Origin of the sequence: Kineococcus sp. R86509, assembly GCF_042466365.1 — a bacterium.
Classification (GTDB): Bacteria; Actinomycetota; Actinomycetes; order Actinomycetales; family Kineococcaceae; genus Kineococcus.
The window spans coordinates 920,511-935,385 of the sequence record NZ_JAXHCE010000001.1 but is presented as its reverse complement, the minus strand read 5'-3'; the positions used below and the strand labels follow the sequence as shown (position 1 = coordinate 935,385).

General features: G+C 72.7%; 14 protein-coding genes. 9 read left to right on the top strand and 5 right to left on the bottom strand.

All coding sequences use genetic code 11. The features are described 5' to 3' along the window. Positions 1–5 precede the first annotated feature (5 nt). From SJY07_RS04460 to SJY07_RS04445, 4 genes are all read left to right on the top strand, one after another. Positions 6–959, top strand: a complete 954-nt coding sequence (locus tag SJY07_RS04460; protein WP_328295444.1) for an ABC transporter permease — start codon at positions 6–8, stop codon at positions 957–959. Then, positions 959–2,659, top strand: coding sequence for an ABC transporter ATP-binding protein (locus SJY07_RS04455; RefSeq protein ID WP_328295445.1), 1,701 nt, complete (start codon positions 959–961; stop codon positions 2,657–2,659). Before SJY07_RS04460 ends, SJY07_RS04455 begins: the two co-directional genes overlap by 1 nt. A gap of 23 nt (positions 2,660–2,682) precedes the next feature. Beyond that, positions 2,683–3,855: a glycoside hydrolase family 1 protein gene (locus tag SJY07_RS04450; RefSeq protein ID WP_380157281.1), complete on the top strand. Its 1,173-nt coding sequence runs from the start codon at positions 2,683–2,685 to the stop codon at positions 3,853–3,855. Positions 3,856–3,994: 139 nt separating this feature from the next. Beyond that, entirely contained in the window at positions 3,995–5,599 is a 1,605-nt protein-coding gene (locus SJY07_RS04445) for a methyl-accepting chemotaxis protein (RefSeq protein ID WP_380157279.1), read from the top strand. 4 nt (positions 5,600–5,603) lie between these two features. On the opposite strand, the gene SJY07_RS04440 is transcribed toward SJY07_RS04445, so the two are convergent. The 3 genes from SJY07_RS04440 to SJY07_RS04430 are packed head-to-tail and all read right to left on the bottom strand — an operon-like array spanning position 5,604 to position 8,327. Continuing rightward, positions 5,604–7,766: a heavy metal translocating P-type ATPase gene (locus SJY07_RS04440; RefSeq protein ID WP_380162160.1), complete on the bottom strand. Its 2,163-nt coding sequence runs from the start codon at positions 7,764–7,766 to the stop codon at positions 5,604–5,606. 37 nt (positions 7,767–7,803) lie between these two features. Next, a complete protein-coding gene (locus SJY07_RS04435) occupies positions 7,804–8,040 on the bottom strand; it encodes a heavy metal-associated domain-containing protein (RefSeq protein WP_328295448.1) in 237 nt (78 codons plus the stop codon). Further along, positions 8,037–8,327, bottom strand: coding sequence for a metal-sensitive transcriptional regulator (locus tag SJY07_RS04430; protein WP_328295449.1), 291 nt, complete (start codon positions 8,325–8,327; stop codon positions 8,037–8,039). Before SJY07_RS04430 ends, SJY07_RS04435 begins: the two co-directional genes overlap by 4 nt. An 89-nt stretch (positions 8,328–8,416) precedes the next feature. Between SJY07_RS04430 and hemW the strand changes: the two genes are divergently transcribed. From hemW to SJY07_RS04415, 3 genes are read left to right on the top strand one after another with little or no spacing between them, the layout of a single operon-like run. Continuing rightward, positions 8,417–9,622 carry a radical SAM family heme chaperone HemW gene (hemW, locus tag SJY07_RS04425; protein ID WP_380157277.1) on the top strand — a complete coding sequence of 402 codons (1,206 nt, stop codon included), beginning with the start codon at positions 8,417–8,419 and terminating at the stop codon, positions 9,620–9,622. Positions 9,623–9,664: 42 nt separating this feature from the next. Continuing rightward, positions 9,665–10,114: an EVE domain-containing protein gene (locus tag SJY07_RS04420; protein WP_380157274.1), complete on the top strand. Its 450-nt coding sequence runs from the start codon at positions 9,665–9,667 to the stop codon at positions 10,112–10,114. A gap of 47 nt (positions 10,115–10,161) precedes the next feature. Next, entirely contained in the window at positions 10,162–11,202 is a 1,041-nt protein-coding gene (locus tag SJY07_RS04415; RefSeq protein ID WP_380157272.1) for an LLM class F420-dependent oxidoreductase, read from the top strand. A 25-nt stretch (positions 11,203–11,227) separates the two neighbouring features. Here SJY07_RS04415 and SJY07_RS04410 read toward each other — a convergent pair whose 3' ends face one another. Both SJY07_RS04410 and SJY07_RS04405 read right to left on the bottom strand, forming a co-directional pair. Next, positions 11,228–11,650 (bottom strand): DUF4870 domain-containing protein, encoded by a 423-nt coding sequence (locus SJY07_RS04410; protein ID WP_328295453.1) that lies wholly within the window; start codon positions 11,648–11,650, stop codon positions 11,228–11,230. Between the two features lie 21 nt (positions 11,651–11,671). Further along, complete coding sequence (locus tag SJY07_RS04405; protein ID WP_380157270.1) at positions 11,672–12,538, bottom strand: DUF3097 domain-containing protein; 867 nt, start codon at positions 12,536–12,538, stop codon at positions 11,672–11,674. Between the two features lie 111 nt (positions 12,539–12,649). Here SJY07_RS04405 and hrcA point away from each other — a divergent pair, with 111 nt between their 5' ends. Beyond that, positions 12,650–13,702 (top strand): heat-inducible transcriptional repressor HrcA, encoded by a 1,053-nt coding sequence (gene hrcA / locus SJY07_RS04400; protein ID WP_328295455.1) that lies wholly within the window; start codon positions 12,650–12,652, stop codon positions 13,700–13,702. A gap of 43 nt (positions 13,703–13,745) precedes the next feature. Then, complete coding sequence (gene dnaJ, locus SJY07_RS04395; protein WP_328295456.1) at positions 13,746–14,867, top strand: molecular chaperone DnaJ; 1,122 nt, start codon at positions 13,746–13,748, stop codon at positions 14,865–14,867. Positions 14,868–14,875: the final 8 nt, after the last annotated feature.

The window sequence follows — 14,875 nt, the reverse complement described above, 5'->3', positions numbered from 1 at the left end:
TCCCCGTGGCCACCTCGACCACCCCGAGCGATCTCAGCGTCGACCGCGGACCGAGCGCCTGGCGCACCGTCGGCCGCTCCGCCGCGACCGTCTGGTCCAACCGCAAGGCCCGGGTCGGCGTCGTCGTCCTGGTGTTCTTCCTCCTGGTCGCGGTGTTCGCGCCGCTGATCGCGCCCTACGACGGCAAGGACAACAGCTTCGAAGGCGGCCAGGACGTCTCCGCGGCGCACTGGCTGGGCACCACGGCCGCCGGTGAGGACGTCCTGAGCCAACTGGTCCACGGGGCCCGGATCAGCGTCCTCGTCGGGTTCACCGCCGGGTTGCTCGCGACGGTCGTCGCCGTGCTCGTCGGTCTGTCCTGGGGTTACACCCGCGGGTGGGTGGCCGAGGTCATCGGGTTCGTGGTGAACCTGTTCCTCGTCATCCCGGGTCTGCCCTTCATGATCGTCATCGCGGCCTACCTGCAGAACGGTGGCATCACCGTCATCATCGCCGTGATCGTCATCACCGGCTGGGCCTGGGGCGCCCGCGTCCTGCGGTCCCAGACGCAGTCCCTGCGCTCCCGCGACTTCGTCGAGGCGGCCCGGTTCTCCGGCGACTCCTCGGCCCGCATCGTCTTCCGCGAGATCCTGCCGAACATGACCTCGCTCATCGTCGGGAGCTTCTTCGGCGCGGCGACCGCGGCGATCCTCGCCGAGGCGGGGCTGGAGTTCCTGGGCCTCGGCGACACCTCCGTGGTCAGCTGGGGCACGATGATCTACTGGGCGCAGAACTCCAGTGCGCTCCTCACGGGGCAGTGGGCCCTGCTGTTCGCCCCCGGTCTCTGCATCGCTCTGCTGGCCATGAGCCTGACCCTCATCAACTTCGGTGTCGACGCCGTCAGCAACCCCAGGTTGCGCGAGGGCTCGACGAAGATCGCCCGGAAGACCGCGCCGAAGACCGCTCGGAAGGGGAAGTGATGACCAGCCCCGACACCCTGGGCACCGGATCGCGTTCCGGGGGCGAGCTCGGCGAGCCGCTGCTGGACGTGCGCGACCTGTCCGTCGTCTACGAGTCGGCCGGCCAGGACCCCGTCCAGGCCGTCGACCACGTCTCGTTCACGTTGCGCCGCGGCGAGTTCGTCGGTCTGGTGGGGGAGTCGGGGTCCGGCAAGTCGACCCTCGGCTACGCCATCACCCGGCTGCAGAAGCCCCCGGCCCGCACCAACGGCGGGCAGATCCTCTTCGGCGGTCACGACGTCCGCGAACTCGACGACGAACAGCTCCGCCGGCAACGGCAGGGCGGGTTCGCGATGGTCCTGCAGTCCGGGATGAACGCACTGAACCCGGTGCGTCGCATCCGCGACCACTTCGTCGACGTCTTCCGGGCCCACGGCCACGTACCGCGGGCGCACTGGCGGGACCGGGCGGCGGAGCTGCTCGGCAAGGTCGAACTGGAGACCAAGGTCCTCGACCGCTTCCCCGGTGAACTCTCCGGGGGCATGCGGCAGCGGGTCTCGATCGCACTGGCGCTGTCGCTGGACCCGCAGCTGGTCGTCTTCGACGAGCCGACGACGGCGCTCGACGTCCTGGTGCAGCACGCGGTGATGGACACCATCACCGCGCTCCAGCGCACCGAGGGTTTCACCGCCGTCCTCATCAGCCACGACCTCGGCATCGTCCTGGAGACGGCCGACCGCGTGCTGGTCATGCACGAGGGACGGATCGTCGAGGACGGGACCTCGCAGCAGGTCCACGAGGACCCCCACGACGACTACACCCGGATGCTGCTGAGCCACTACGCCGACCCGCGCGGCGAGGTCGTCTCGCTGCCCGGGTTCGAGGACCGCAGCCTGCGTCCCCGCCGCGACCACGGTCGCCCCGGCGGTTCCGCGATCGTCGTCGACGGGGTCTCGAAGACCTACCCGGCGCCGCGTCGGGGCGAAGCCCCCGTGCAGGCCGTGCGGGACGTCTCCTTCACCCTGGAACCCGGCGGTGCGCTGGCCCTGGTCGGGGCGAGCGGTTCCGGCAAGTCCACGCTGGCGAAGATGATCACCGGCGTCGAGGCCCCTACCGAGGGTTCCGTCTCCCACGGCGACCTGAACATCGGCAAGCTCAACGGCCGGGGTCTGAAGGCCCTGCACCGCAACGTGCAGATGGTCTTCCAGGACCCCTACGCGGCGCTGAACCCGCTGCACACCGTCGAGTACCAGCTGACCCGTCCGGTGCTGAACCACACCGACCTCAAGGGCGCCGACGCTCGCCGTCGGGTCCACGAGATCCTGGAGACCGTCGGCCTCGCGCCGACCGGCCAGTTCGCGCAGAAGCTCCCGCACCAGCTCTCGGGCGGGCAGCGTCAGCGGGTCGTCATCGCCCGCGCGCTGGCCTGCGAACCGCAGGTGCTCATCGCCGACGAACCGGTGTCGATGCTCGACGTGTCGTTGCGCGCCGGCGTCCTGGCCCTCCTCGAGGAACTGCGTGAACGGCTCGGACTGTCGCTGCTCTACATCACCCACGACCTGCTGAGCGCCCGGCTCATCACCGACGACATCCTCGTCCTGCACGAGGGTCGCGTCGTCGAACGCGGGTCGACGGCGCAGGTCCTGCAGCACCCCACCGACCCCTACACGGTGCAACTGCTGGACGCCGTCCCGAACCCCGCCCGCGCGCACTCGCGCTGATCGACACACCGGAAGGACGACCCATGCTCCGCTTCCCCGACGGCTTCCTCTGGGGTGCCGCCACCGCCGCCCACCAGATCGAGGGCGGCAACGTCGGCAGCAACTGGTGGGTGCACGAGCACGAAACCGGTACCTCGATCGTCGAGCCCTCTGGCGACGCCGCCGACAGCTACCACCGCTACCGCGAGGACATCCGGATCCTCGCCGACCTCGGGATGAACTCCTACCGGTTCAGCATCGAGTGGGCCCGCATCGAACCCGAACGGGGTTTCGTCTCCCGCGCGGCTCTCGACCACTACCGGCGGATGGTCGACACCTGCCGCGAGTTCGGCATCGAGCCGGTCGTGACCCTCATGCACTTCACGGTGCCGCGCTGGTTCGAGCGCGACGGGTTCTGGCGCGCCGACGACGCCGTCGACCTGTTCGGCCGCTACGTGGAGGCGGCCCTGCCCGTCGTCCGCGACGTGGAGTGGGTCTGCACCATCAACGAACCCAACATCGCGGCGATGCTGGCCGGGGGAGAGGATGCCTCGAACCTCGTCGCGCACGGTCTGCCGAACCCGGACCTGCACGTCGCCGACCAGCTGCTGGCGTCGCACGAACGCGCCCGCGACGTGCTCTCGCAGCTGCCGGAGGTGAAGTCCGGCTGGACGATCGCCACCCAGGCGTTCAGGAGCACGGGCGAACCGGGCGCGGAGGAGATGGTCCACACCTACGGCCACCCGCGCGACGACTGGTACCTGGAGAACTCCCAGGGCAACGACTTCGTCGGCGTGCAGGCCTACACCCGCACCTTCGTCGGCCCGGACGGCCCGGTCCCCGTGGCCGACGACGTCGAGACGACGCTCACCGGCTGGGAGTTCTACCCGCAGGCCGCGGCCGACGGGTTGCGCTCGGCCTGGGAACTCACCGGTGGCGTCCCGCTGATGGTCACCGAGAACGGCATCGCGACCGCCGACGACTCCCGTCGGATCGCCTACACCCAGGGTGCGCTCGAGGGGGTCCACGCGTCCCTCGAGGACGGGATCGACGTCCGCGGGTACCTGCACTGGAGCCTGCTCGACAACTACGAGTGGGCCTCGGGGTTCCGTCCCACCTTCGGCCTGGTCGCCTGGGACCGCGAGACCTTCGAACGCCACCCCAAACCCAGCGCCGCCTGGCTCGGTGGGGTGGCCCGGGACAACGGCCTGTCCTGACGCCGATCCCCTTCGGACGCAACGGGACCGAGCCCGGAAACCCTGCGCCGGGGACGTGGGTGGAAACGGAACGGGTACCGAGAAACCCCGGGGCCCGCAACCGCTCAAGGGGCGTCGTCGGCGCGTCGATGAGCCACACATGCCCACCCCCGGCCGCCACCCCCTCGCGCACTCGTGGCGCGACGCGGGTCTGCGCCGCAAGCTCGCAGCCTTCACCGGTGTCGCCCTGCTCGGCAGCGCGGGCTTGGGGGCGGTCACCCTGGTCACGCTGAACCAGACCTCGGCGGCCACGGCCCGCCTGGAGGGCGCCAGCGTGGTCGTCCGGGCCACGCTCGAGGCCGACATGTCCCACGACGCGTTGCGCGGCAACGTGCTCCAGTCGCTGGTCTTCCCCCGCGGTGCGCAGTACACCGAAGCCGTCGCCGGGGCCACCGAGGCCGCCACGGCGATCCTCGACCGCCTGCAGGCCGTGGACGAGGCCGACCTCGGCCCTGACGTCGCCGCTGCCGTCGCCGCGGCGCGGCCCGCCGTCCAGGCCTACGCCGAGGCCGGTCAGGCCCTCGTCACCCAGGCGGGGACGGACCCCGCCGCCGCCCTGGCCGCCTACCCCGCCTTCCTCACCCAGTTCTCGACCGTCGAGGAGCTGCTGCCCGTCGTCGCCGACGCCGCGGCGAAGCACCTGGAACTCGAGAGCCAGGCGGTCCGGGACGCGCGCCGCGACGGGATCACCCTCCTCGCGGTCGTCCTGGTCGCGACCGCTGCCCTCCTGCTGTTCGTCGCCCGACTCGTCTCGGGCAGCGTCGTCCGGCCCCTGGCCGCGGTCTCGGACGTCGTCACCGCACTGCGCTCGGGCGACCTCACCGCACGGTCCGGGCTCGCCGCCCGTGACGAGGTCGGCCGCACGGGCCAGGCCCTCGACGAGGCCCTCGACAGCCTGCGCGACCTCGTCGGGGCGATCTCCGCCACGGCCGGGGACCTCGAGGGTTCCAGCGCCCGGCTGACCTCGTCCTCGGCCCAGATCGCCACGGCGACGGGCAGCTCCGAACGCCTGGCCGCCTCCGCCGCGCGCGAGGCCGGCCAGGTCTCCGAGGCGACCGCCGGGATGGTCGGCGCCGGGGAGCAGATGGTGGCGGCGATCGCGGAGATCGCGCGTAGCGCCGGAGCCTCCCACGAGGTCGCCGCGGAGGCCGTCCGCATCGCCGACGCGACGAACGCGCTGATGTCGAGCCTGGGCGCCTCGAGCGAGGAGATCGGCAAGGTCGTCAACGTCATCGCCGGGATCGCCGCGCAGACCAACCTGCTGGCCCTGAACGCGACCATCGAGGCCGCGCGCGCCGGGGAGGCGGGACGGGGTTTCGCCGTCGTCGCCGGGGAGGTGAAGGCGCTCGCCCAGGAGACGGCCGTCGCCACCGACGAGATCGCGCGCACCGTCGCGGCGCTGCAGGTGGACAGTTCCGGGGCGTTCGCCTCCATCGCGGAGATCTCCGAGGTCATCGGGCGCATGTCGGAGTTGCAGTCCACGATCGCCGCCGCCACCGAGGAGCAGAGCGCCGCGAGCGACGAGAACAACCGCCAGGTCTCGACCGTCGCCCTCTCCGCCCGCAGTTCCGCGGCGGACCTCGCCACGCTGTCCGGCAGCGTCGCCGTCACCGCCGACCGTGGCCGCGACGCCGGCCTGGCCGCCCAGCAGGTCGCCACCCTGACCGCCGACCTGCGTTCCGCCGTGGGGCGCTTCCGGATCTGATCGTCTAGCGGAAACGGCGCAGCCGCAGGGAGTTGGTGACGACGAACACCGACGAGAACGCCATCGCCGCGGACGCGACGACGGGGTTCAGCAGTCCGGCCGCCGCGACCGGCAGGGCCGCGACGTTGTAGGCGAAGGCCCAGAACAGGTTCCCGCGGATCGTGGACAGCGTGCGCCGGGCTAGCCGGACCGCGTCGACGGCGGCCTGCAGGTCGGCCCGCACCAGGGTGAGGTCGCTCGCCTCGATCGCCACGTCCGTGCCGCTGCCCATCGCGATGCCGAGGTCGGCGGTCGCGAGGGCCGCGGCGTCGTTGACGCCGTCCCCGACGACCGCGACGACGTGCCCCGCGGCCTGCAACCTGGCGACGTGGGCGACCTTGTCCTCGGGAGCGACACCGGCGGTGACGTCGTCGATGCCGACGGCCGTGGCGACGGCCCGCGCCGTCCGCTCGTTGTCGCCCGTGAGCAGCACCGGGTGCAGGCCCAGCGACCGCAGACCGGCGACGGCGTCGGCGCTGGTGTCGCGCACGGTGTCCGCGACCGACAGCACGCCGAGGGCCCGGCCGGCGGAGGCGACCAGGACGGCCGTGCGTCCGGCGGACTCGGCCTGCTCCAGGGCGCCGGCGAGTTCCGCGGGCACGGGAACCCCCACCCAGTCGGGACGACCGGCGCGGACGGGCGAACCGTCGACGACGCCGGCGATCCCGGCCCCCGCCGCGGCGACCACGTCCCGCACGGGGGAGAGCGCGACCCGCGCCCGGGCCCCGGCGGCCAGCGCCCGGCCCACGGGGTGCTCCGAGGCGTCCTCGAGCGAACCGGCCGCTCGCAGCAGGTCCTCGGGGGACACCCCGGCCGCGGGCACGACGTCGACGAGGGCCATCCGGCCGCTCGTCACGGTGCCGGTCTTGTCGAGCACGACGGTGTCGATGCGGCGGGTGGACTCCAGGACCTCCGGGCCCTTCACGAGGATCCCCAGCTGGGCGCCGCGCCCGGTGCCGACCAGCAGCGCGGTCGGGGTCGCGAGCCCGAGCGCGCACGGACAGGCGATGACGAGGACCGCCACGGCCGTCGTCAGGGCCGCACCGGGGGAGGCCCCGGCCAGCAGCCAGCCGATGAGGGTCGCCACCGCCCCGACGAGGACGACGGGCACGAAGATCCCCGACACCTGGTCCGCGAGTCGTTGCGCCGCAGCCTTTCCCGACTGGGCCGCCTCGACGAGGCGACCGATCCGGGCGAGCTGGGTGTCGGCCCCGACGCGCGTCGCCCGCACGACGAGGCGGCCGCCGGCGTTGACGGTGCCGCCGACGACGGCGTCGCCCGCGCTGACCTCGACGGGGACGGTCTCACCCGTGACGATGCTGAGGTCGATGGCGGAGGATCCCTCGAGTACCGTGCCGTCGGTCGCGACCGTCTCACCCGGGCGGACGACGAACCGGTTCCCGACCCGCAGTTCCGCGATCGGGACGCGACGTTCCCCGGTGTCGTCGAGGAGCCCGACGTCCTTGGCCCCCAACGCCAGCAGGGCCCGCAGTGCGGCGCCGGAACTGCGCCGGGCCCGGGCCTCCAGGTAGCGCCCGACGAGCACGAACACGGTGACGACCGAGGCGACCTCGAGGTAGAGCTCGTCGCCGGTGGAGCCGAAGAGCGAGAACTCCATGTGCATCCCGGGCATCCCCGCGTCACCGAGGAACAGCGACACCAGCGACGTGGCGAACGCGGCGATCACGCCCAGGCTGACGAGGGTGTCCATGGTCGCCGCACCGTGGCGGGCGTTCACGAACGCGGCGCGGTGGAACGGCCACGCACCCCAGACCGCGACCGGGGCGGTCAGGGTGAGGGCCAGCCACTGCCAGTTGGTGAACTGCAGGGCGGGGACCATCGAGAGCAGCAGGACGGGCAGCCCCAGCGCGGCGGAGACCAGGACCCGGCGCCGCAGGACCTCCGTCGCCGGATCCCCTTGGGAGACCATGGGTTCGCGCTCAGGGAGGGGGGTGGGCACGGTGGCGGTGTAACCCGTCGCCTCGACGACCTCGATCGCCGCCTCGACGGCGGTGCCGACGGGCAGCAGGACGTGCGCCTTCTCCGTCGCGTAGTTGACGCTCGCCTCGACGCCCGGCATCCGGTTGAGCTTCTTCTCGACGCGGTTCGCGCAGGACGCGCACGTCATGCCGCCGATGAGCAGTTCGACCCGATCGCTCACCGGGTCACTCCGCCAGCTCGTACCCCGCCTCGTCCACGGCGGCGGTGACCGCGGCCCGGTCGAGGGGGGAGGTGCTCGTCACGTGCACGGTGGAGTTCCCGCCGGGCACGAGGGTGATGCGGACGTCGGTGACACCGGGCAGGGCCGAGACCTCCTCGGTCACCGCCCGCACGCAGTGCTCGCACGTCATGCCGGACACGTCGAACTCGTTCATCGTCGCCTCACTCCCGACGTCACTCATGACTTCACCAACCGCGCGATGGCTGCGCTGGCTTCCTTGATCTTGGCGTCCGCGACCGGACCACCCTCGGCGACCGCCTGCGCGACGCAGTGCCCGAGGTGGTCGTCGAGCAGCGACAGCGCGACGGCCTGCAGGGCCTTCGTCGCCGCCGAGACCTGCGTCAGGACGTCGATGCAGTAGACGTCCTCCTCGACCATGCGTTGCAGGCCACGGACCTGGCCCTCGATCCGGCGCAGGCGCTTCAGGACCTCGTCCTTCTCGCCGGCGTACCCGACTGCGTTCTCCATGACTCCTTGATACCCCCCTGGGGTTCCTCCTGCAACCCCTACCCCCTAGGGGTACGACGAAGCGGCGGCGGCGGGGTGACACTGGGGGCGTGCCGAGCACCCTCCCCGACGGCGAGTCCGTCCCGACCGACGGGTCGCTGCCCCCCGACGCCCTGCGCGGCGCGGCGGACCGCACCTTCGGCGTCTACCTGCACGTCCCGTTCTGCTCGGTGCGCTGCGGCTACTGCGACTTCAACACCTACACCGCCACCGAGCTCGGCGGTGGTGGCTCGCAGGCCGCGTACGCCGCGACCGCCGCGCAGGAGGTCCACCTCGCCGCCCGCGTGCTCGGGGACGCCGTCCGGCCCGCCGAGACCGTCTTCTTCGGCGGCGGGACCCCGACGCTGCTCCCGGCCGCCGACCTCGAACTGATGCTGGGCGCCGTCCGCGACGAACTCGGCATCGCGCCCGGCGCCGAGGTGACCACCGAGGCGAACCCGGACTCCGTCACCCCCGAGGGCCTGCAGCGCCTCGCCGCGGCGGGTTTCACCCGGGTGTCCTTCGGGATGCAGTCCGCCGTCCCGCACGTCCTCGCCGTGCTGGAACGGACCCACGACCCGGCCCGCGTGCCGCTCGCCGTGCGCTGGGCCCGGGAGGCGGGGCTGGAGGTCAGCCTCGACCTCATCTACGGCACGCCGGGGGAGTCGCTGGACGACCTGCGCGTCAGCCTCGACGCGGCGCTGTCCTGCGAACCCGACCACGTCTCGGCCTACGCCCTCATCGTCGAGCAGGGGACGAAGCTCGCCGGGCAGATGCGCCGCGGCGAGGTCCCGGAACCCTCCGACGACGACGAGGCCGACAAGTACGAGATCGTCGACGACACCCTCGCGGCCGCCGGGTTCGCCTGGTACGAGGTGAGCAACTGGGCGCGTGAGCCCCGCTTCGCCTGCCGGCACAACCTCGCCTACTGGCGCGGCGGTGACTGGTGGGGGATCGGCCCCGGGGCGCACAGCCACGTCGGGGGCGTGCGGTGGTGGAACGTCAAGCACCCCACGGCCTACGCCGGCCGCATCGGCGCCGGGGAGTCCCCGGCCCACGCCCGCGAGGTCCTGGCCGCCGAGGACCGCCGCGTCGAGGACGTGCTGCTGCGGTCCCGGCTGTCCGAGGGTTTCGACCCCGTCTGGTGGGGGGTGCGGACGGAGACCGCCCAGCTGCTCCTCGACGGCCTCCTCGAGCCGGCCCCCGGCGGCCGGGTCGCGCTGACCCGCCGCGGCCGGTTGCTGGCCGACGCGGTCGTGCGTCGGCTCCTGGCCTGAACCTGACAGGAGGTGTCACCTTCTCCGGTGAGACTGCCCGGCATGGAGAAGCTCCCAGAACGCGCCTGGCTCGGCGTCGTCAGCGCCGCCCACGTGCGGATCGGTGTCCGCCAGGGTTTCGCGCAGGTCCAGCACGGCAAGCGTTCCGGGCTGGACCGGTTCCGGCGCGGTGACGGTTTCGTCTACTACTCCCCGACCGAGGAGATGGGCGGCACGGTCCCGCTCCGGGCGTTCACCGCGCTCGGTGTCGTCGCCGACGACGAGACCTTCCAGGCGGAGCAGGTCATGGCGCTCGGGAGCTCGTTCCGGCCGTTCCGTCGTCTCGTCGACTACGAACCCGCGCAGCCGGTCGCGCTCGAGGAGGTCCGGGACCGGCTGGCGCTGACCGCGTCCGCGAACTGGGGGTACCGGTTGCGCCGTGGCCTGGTGCCACTGGACCCGCACGACTTCGCCCTGCTCGCCGGACTCGTGCTCGGCGCGGTACCTGCGTGACCTGACCGGGCCCTGCCGGTCCTGCCCCGAGGTCTAGGGTCGGGCGGGTGGACCTCGGACTGAGCCTCGGCTACCTCACCGGTGAGATCGGCCCCGCCGCGGCGCAGGCGCTGTCGCTGGCGCGAGCGGCGGAGGAGGCCGGCTACGCCTCGGCCTGGGTCGCCGAGGCCTACGGCACCGACGCGGTCAGCGTCCTGGGCTGGCTGGCCGCGGGGACGTCGCGGATCGGGCTCGGCTCGGCCGTCCTGCAGATCCCGGCCCGCACCCCCGCGATGACCGCGATGACCGCCTCGACCCTCGACGGGATCTCCGGGGGCCGGTTCCGCCTGGGGCTCGGCGTCTCGGGTCCGCAGGTGGCCGAGGGGTGGTACGGCCAGCCGTTCGCGAAACCCCTGGGGCGCACCCGCGAGTACGTCGACGTCGTGCGGCGGTTGCTCGCGCGTCAGACCTCCGAGTACGCCGGGGAACACCTCACGCTGCCGCTGCCCGGCGGCCCGGGGATCCCGCTGAAGCTCATGCAACCCCCGCCCCGCCCCGACCTCCCGATCCACCTCGCCGCCGTCGGCCCGCGCAACGTCGCCCTCGCCGGCGAGATCGCCGACGGGTGGTTGCCGCTGTTCCTCGTGCCGGAGAGTTCCTCCACCCAGTTCGACCAGTTGCGCTCCGGGTTCGCCCTGCGCCCCCGGCCCGCCGAGGGTTTCGAGGTCACGGCCAGCGTCGCGCTGCTGCTCACCGACGCGACGGGGGAGGAGCGGACCCGGGCCGAACTCCCCGTCCGTCGCTACGTCGCCCTGTACCTGGGGGGCATGGGGTCGCGCGAGAAGAACTTCTACGCCGACCTCGGTCGTCGCCTCGGTTTCTCCGACGCCGTCGACGAGGTCCAGGAGCACTTCCTGGCCGGACGGCACCGGGAGGCCGCCGCCGCCGTCCCCGCGGGGTTCCTGGACGCGACCTGCCTGGTGGGTTCCGCGCAGCACGTGCGGAACCGGCTGGCGGACTACGCCGCCGCCGGGGTGACCACCGTGTCGGTCATCCCCCTCGCCGGCGACCTCGAGGCCCGGACCGCGGACCTGCGCGCCATCGCCTGAACCCCGCCCGGCGCACCGGGAGGGGTCAGCGCACCAGGCGGAAGATCAGCGGGTAGCGGTAGACCCGGCCGCTGTTCGCCGCGACGGCCGCGAGGATCGCGAACACCAGGAACACGATCCCCGGTACCCCGAGCAGGACGAAGATCGGCGAGCCGAACCCCAGGGTCACCGCGGTGATGAGTCCGCAGACGATCGACAGGACGATCTCGTAGACGATCACCGAGATCGTCATGTTCAGCGCCTCGGCGCTGTGCCCGCGCACGAACCCGTTGCGGTCCTTGTAGACCAGGAAGACGATCAGCGGCCCGAGGAAGGGCAGCCCGATCAGGGACGCCGCGATCGCGGAGAGGTGGCCGAACATCCCCCACATCCGTTCGTCCGCGGGCGTCATCGGCGCGGGGGAGTACATCGGCGGCTGCTGGGGCGGCGGGTGCTGGGGGTTGCTCACCCTCCGATCCTGGCGCGTCGTTCAGCGGTCGTCCAGGTCGGCCGTCACGAAGTCCACCAGTTCCTCCACCCGCCCGAGCAGCGCGGGCTCCAGGTCGGCGAAGCTGCGGACGGTGCCGAGGATCCGCTTCCAGCCGTGCGCGACGTCGGCCTGGGTGGCGTGCGGCCAGCCGAGCTCGGCGAGGATCCCGTGCTTCCAGTCCTGCCCGCGCGGGATCGTCGGCCACCGCTGCCACCCCAGGCGTTCCGGACGCACCGACTGCCAGACGTCGATGAAGGGGTGACCCAGCACCAGCACGTGCGGGCCCTTGGACACCTGCGCCACGATCCGGGACTCCTTCGACCCCGGCACCAGGTGGTCGACCAGGACCCCGATCCGTCGACCGCGCTGCGGGGCGAAGGAGCGGATCGCGGCGTCGAGGTCGTCGACCCCGTCGAGCATCTCGACGACGACCCCCTCGATCCGCAGGTCGTCGCCCCACACCTTCTCGACCAGCTCGGCGTCGTGCCGGCCCTCGACGAGGATCCGCGAGGCGCGCGCCGTCCGCGCGCCCACCCCGGCCACGGCCACCGAACCGCTGGCCGTGCGGGTGTCCCGCACGGGGGCCGCGGCCTTCGGGGCGACGAGGCGCACGGGCTGCCCCTCGACCCAGAACCCCGGGCCCAGCGGGAAGGTCCGGGTGCGCCCGCGACCGTCCTCGAGGACGACGACGTGGACACCACCGCTCTTCTCCACCCGGACGACGGCCCCGACCCAGCCGGTCTCCACGTCCTCCACGACCAGGCCGTGCACGGCGGGTTCGTCGCGGTGCGTGGGCTTCGGGTTCGTGCGGGCGTGCGGGTCGGAGGACAGCACGTCGCCGCCGTACCGGTCTTCGTAACGGGTCACGCGCGGAACGCTAACCAGACGCGTGTGGCTGACGGGGGAGGCGCGGCCGTGCGGTGACGGCCTAGACTTGGCACTCGAACGACACGAGTGCCAGTGGGGAGAGGGGACGGGATGAGCGACGACCGCAGGCTCGCGGTGCTCCGCGCCATCGTCGAGGACTACGTGTCCAGCCACGAACCCGTCGGCTCCAAGATGCTCGTCGAGCGTCACCAGCTCGGCGTCTCCCCGGCCACCATCCGCAACGACATGGCCGTGCTGGAGGAGGAGGGGTACATCACCCAGCCCCACACCAGCGCCGGACGCATCCCCACGGACAAGGGCTACCGCCTCTTCGTCGACCGCCTCGCCAACGTGAAACCCATGACGCCGGCCGAGAAGCGGGCGATCCAGACCTTCCTCGAAGGGGCCGACGACGTCGACGACATCGTCGACCGCACCGTCCGGCTGCTGGCGCAGATCACCCGCCAGGCCGCCGTCGTGCAGTACCCCTCGCTCTCGCGCGCCGCCGTCCGCCACGTCGAGCTCGTCCCCGTCGGCGGGCGCAGCGCGCTGCTGGTGCTCATCACCGACTCCGGTCGCGTCGAGCAGCGCGTCCTCGACGTCCGCTCCGCCGCCGACCCGGAGTCCCTCGGCCTCCAGCTCGCCGCCCTGCGCACTCGCGTCAACGCCGGGGTCGTCGGCAAACGGCTGCGCGACGCCCGCGACGACCTCACCGACCTCGTCCAGCAGACCCCGCCCGGCGACCTCGCCGTCGCCGCGGAGGTCGCCGTCGCCCTGGGCGACTGCCTCACCGCGGGGCTGGAGGAACGCGTCGTCATCGCCGGGACCGCGAACCTCGTGAAGTCCGGCGCCGACCTCAGCACCTCCCTCGGCAGCGTCCTGGAGGCCCTCGAGGAGCACGTCGTCCTCCTGCGCCTCGTCCAGGAGCTGACCGAGGACGCCGACCGCGGCGGTCTCACCGTGCGGATCGGCGCCGAGAACCTGCACCTCGGTCTCGACGGCACCTCCGTCGTGACCAGCGGCTACGGCAGTGGTTACGGCACGGGCCCGGACACCGTCGTCGCCCGCCTCGGCGTGCTCGGGCCGACCCGCATGGACTACCCGACGACGATGGCAGCGGTGCGTGCGGTGTCACGCTACGTCTCGCGCATCCTGTCCCAGTGAAGCTCGGCCCCGTGATGAAGACCGACAGGAGAACCACGACCTCGTGAGCGACTACTACGACGTCCTCGGCGTCTCCCGCGACGCCTCGGCGGAGGAGATCAAGCGCGCCTACCGCAAGCTCGCGCGCAAGCTCCACCCGGACGTGAACCCCGACGCGGGGGAGCAGTTCAAGGAGGTCTCGCAGGCCTACGAGACGCTCTCCAACCCCGACAAGCGCGCCTCCTACGACCGCGGCGGGTCCATGCCCGGCGGCGGCGGAGCCGGCTTCGGCCAGGGGTTCGGCTTCTCCGACATCATGGACGCGTTCTTCGGCCAGGGCGGCGGGGGCGGTCGGGCGGGAGCTCCCGCCAGCCGCACCCAACGCGGTCAGGACGCGCTCATCCGCGTCGACGTCGACCTCGCCGAGGCGGCGTTCGGCGGCGAACGCTCCATCCAGGTCGACACCGCCGTGCTGTGCACCACGTGCCAGGGCTCCTGCTGCCAGCCGGGGACCAGCCCCCAGACCTGCGACATCTGCCACGGCCAGGGCTCGGTGCAGCGCGTCGTCCGCTCGCTGCTCGGCCAGGTCATGACCAGCGCGCCCTGCCCCACCTGCCGCGGCTTCGGCACCGTGCTGCCCTCGCCGTGCCTGGAGTGCTCCGGTGAGGGCCGCATCCGCGCCCGCCGCCCGCTGACCATCCGCATCCCCGGTGGCGTCGACACGGGCACCCGCATCCAGCTCGCCTCGCAGGGCGAGGTCGGCACCGCCGGCGGTCCCCCCGGTGACCTCTACGTCGAGATCCACGAACGCCCGCACCCGGTCTTCACCCGCAACGGCGACGACCTCCTCTGCACCCTGCACGTGCCGATGACCGCGGCCGCGCTCGGCGCGAGCATCCCGCTGGAGACCCTCGACGGTGACGAGGAGGTCGAGGTCCGCCCCGGCACCCAGGGCGGCGAGGTCGTCACCCTCAGGCAGAAGGGCGCCGAGCACCTGCGGTCCCAGGGCCGCGGCGACCTGCTCGTCACCCTGGAGGTCACGACGCCCCGCGACCTCGACGACGAGCAGGAGGAGCTGATCCGCCGCCTGGCCGAACTGCGTGGCGAGGTCCGGCCGGCCGGCAAGCTCGGCCCCGCCCACCAGGGCGTCTTCTCCAAGCTGCGCGGCCGCTTCTCCGGTCGCTGACCCGCACC

Excerpts from the sequence above, each read along its gene's own strand:
- SJY07_RS04455 (WP_328295445.1), top strand. The coding sequence starts at position 959 with ATGACCAGCCCCGACACCCTGGGCACCGGATCGCGTTCCGGGGGCGAG.
- SJY07_RS04450 (WP_380157281.1), top strand. The coding sequence starts at position 2,683 with ATGCTCCGCTTCCCCGACGGCTTCCTCTGGGGTGCCGCCACCGCCGCC.
- SJY07_RS04445 (WP_380157279.1), top strand. The coding sequence starts at position 3,995 with ATGCCCACCCCCGGCCGCCACCCCCTCGCGCACTCGTGGCGCGACGCG.
- SJY07_RS04440 (WP_380162160.1), bottom strand. The coding sequence starts at position 7,766 with ATGACGTGCGCGTCCTGCGCGAACCGCGTCGAGAAGAAGCTCAACCGG.
- SJY07_RS04435 (WP_328295448.1), bottom strand. The coding sequence starts at position 8,040 with ATGAGTGACGTCGGGAGTGAGGCGACGATGAACGAGTTCGACGTGTCC.
- SJY07_RS04430 (WP_328295449.1), bottom strand. The coding sequence starts at position 8,327 with ATGGAGAACGCAGTCGGGTACGCCGGCGAGAAGGACGAGGTCCTGAAG.
- SJY07_RS04420 (WP_380157274.1), top strand. The coding sequence starts at position 9,665 with ATGGAGAAGCTCCCAGAACGCGCCTGGCTCGGCGTCGTCAGCGCCGCC.
- hrcA (WP_328295455.1), top strand. The coding sequence starts at position 12,650 with ATGAGCGACGACCGCAGGCTCGCGGTGCTCCGCGCCATCGTCGAGGAC.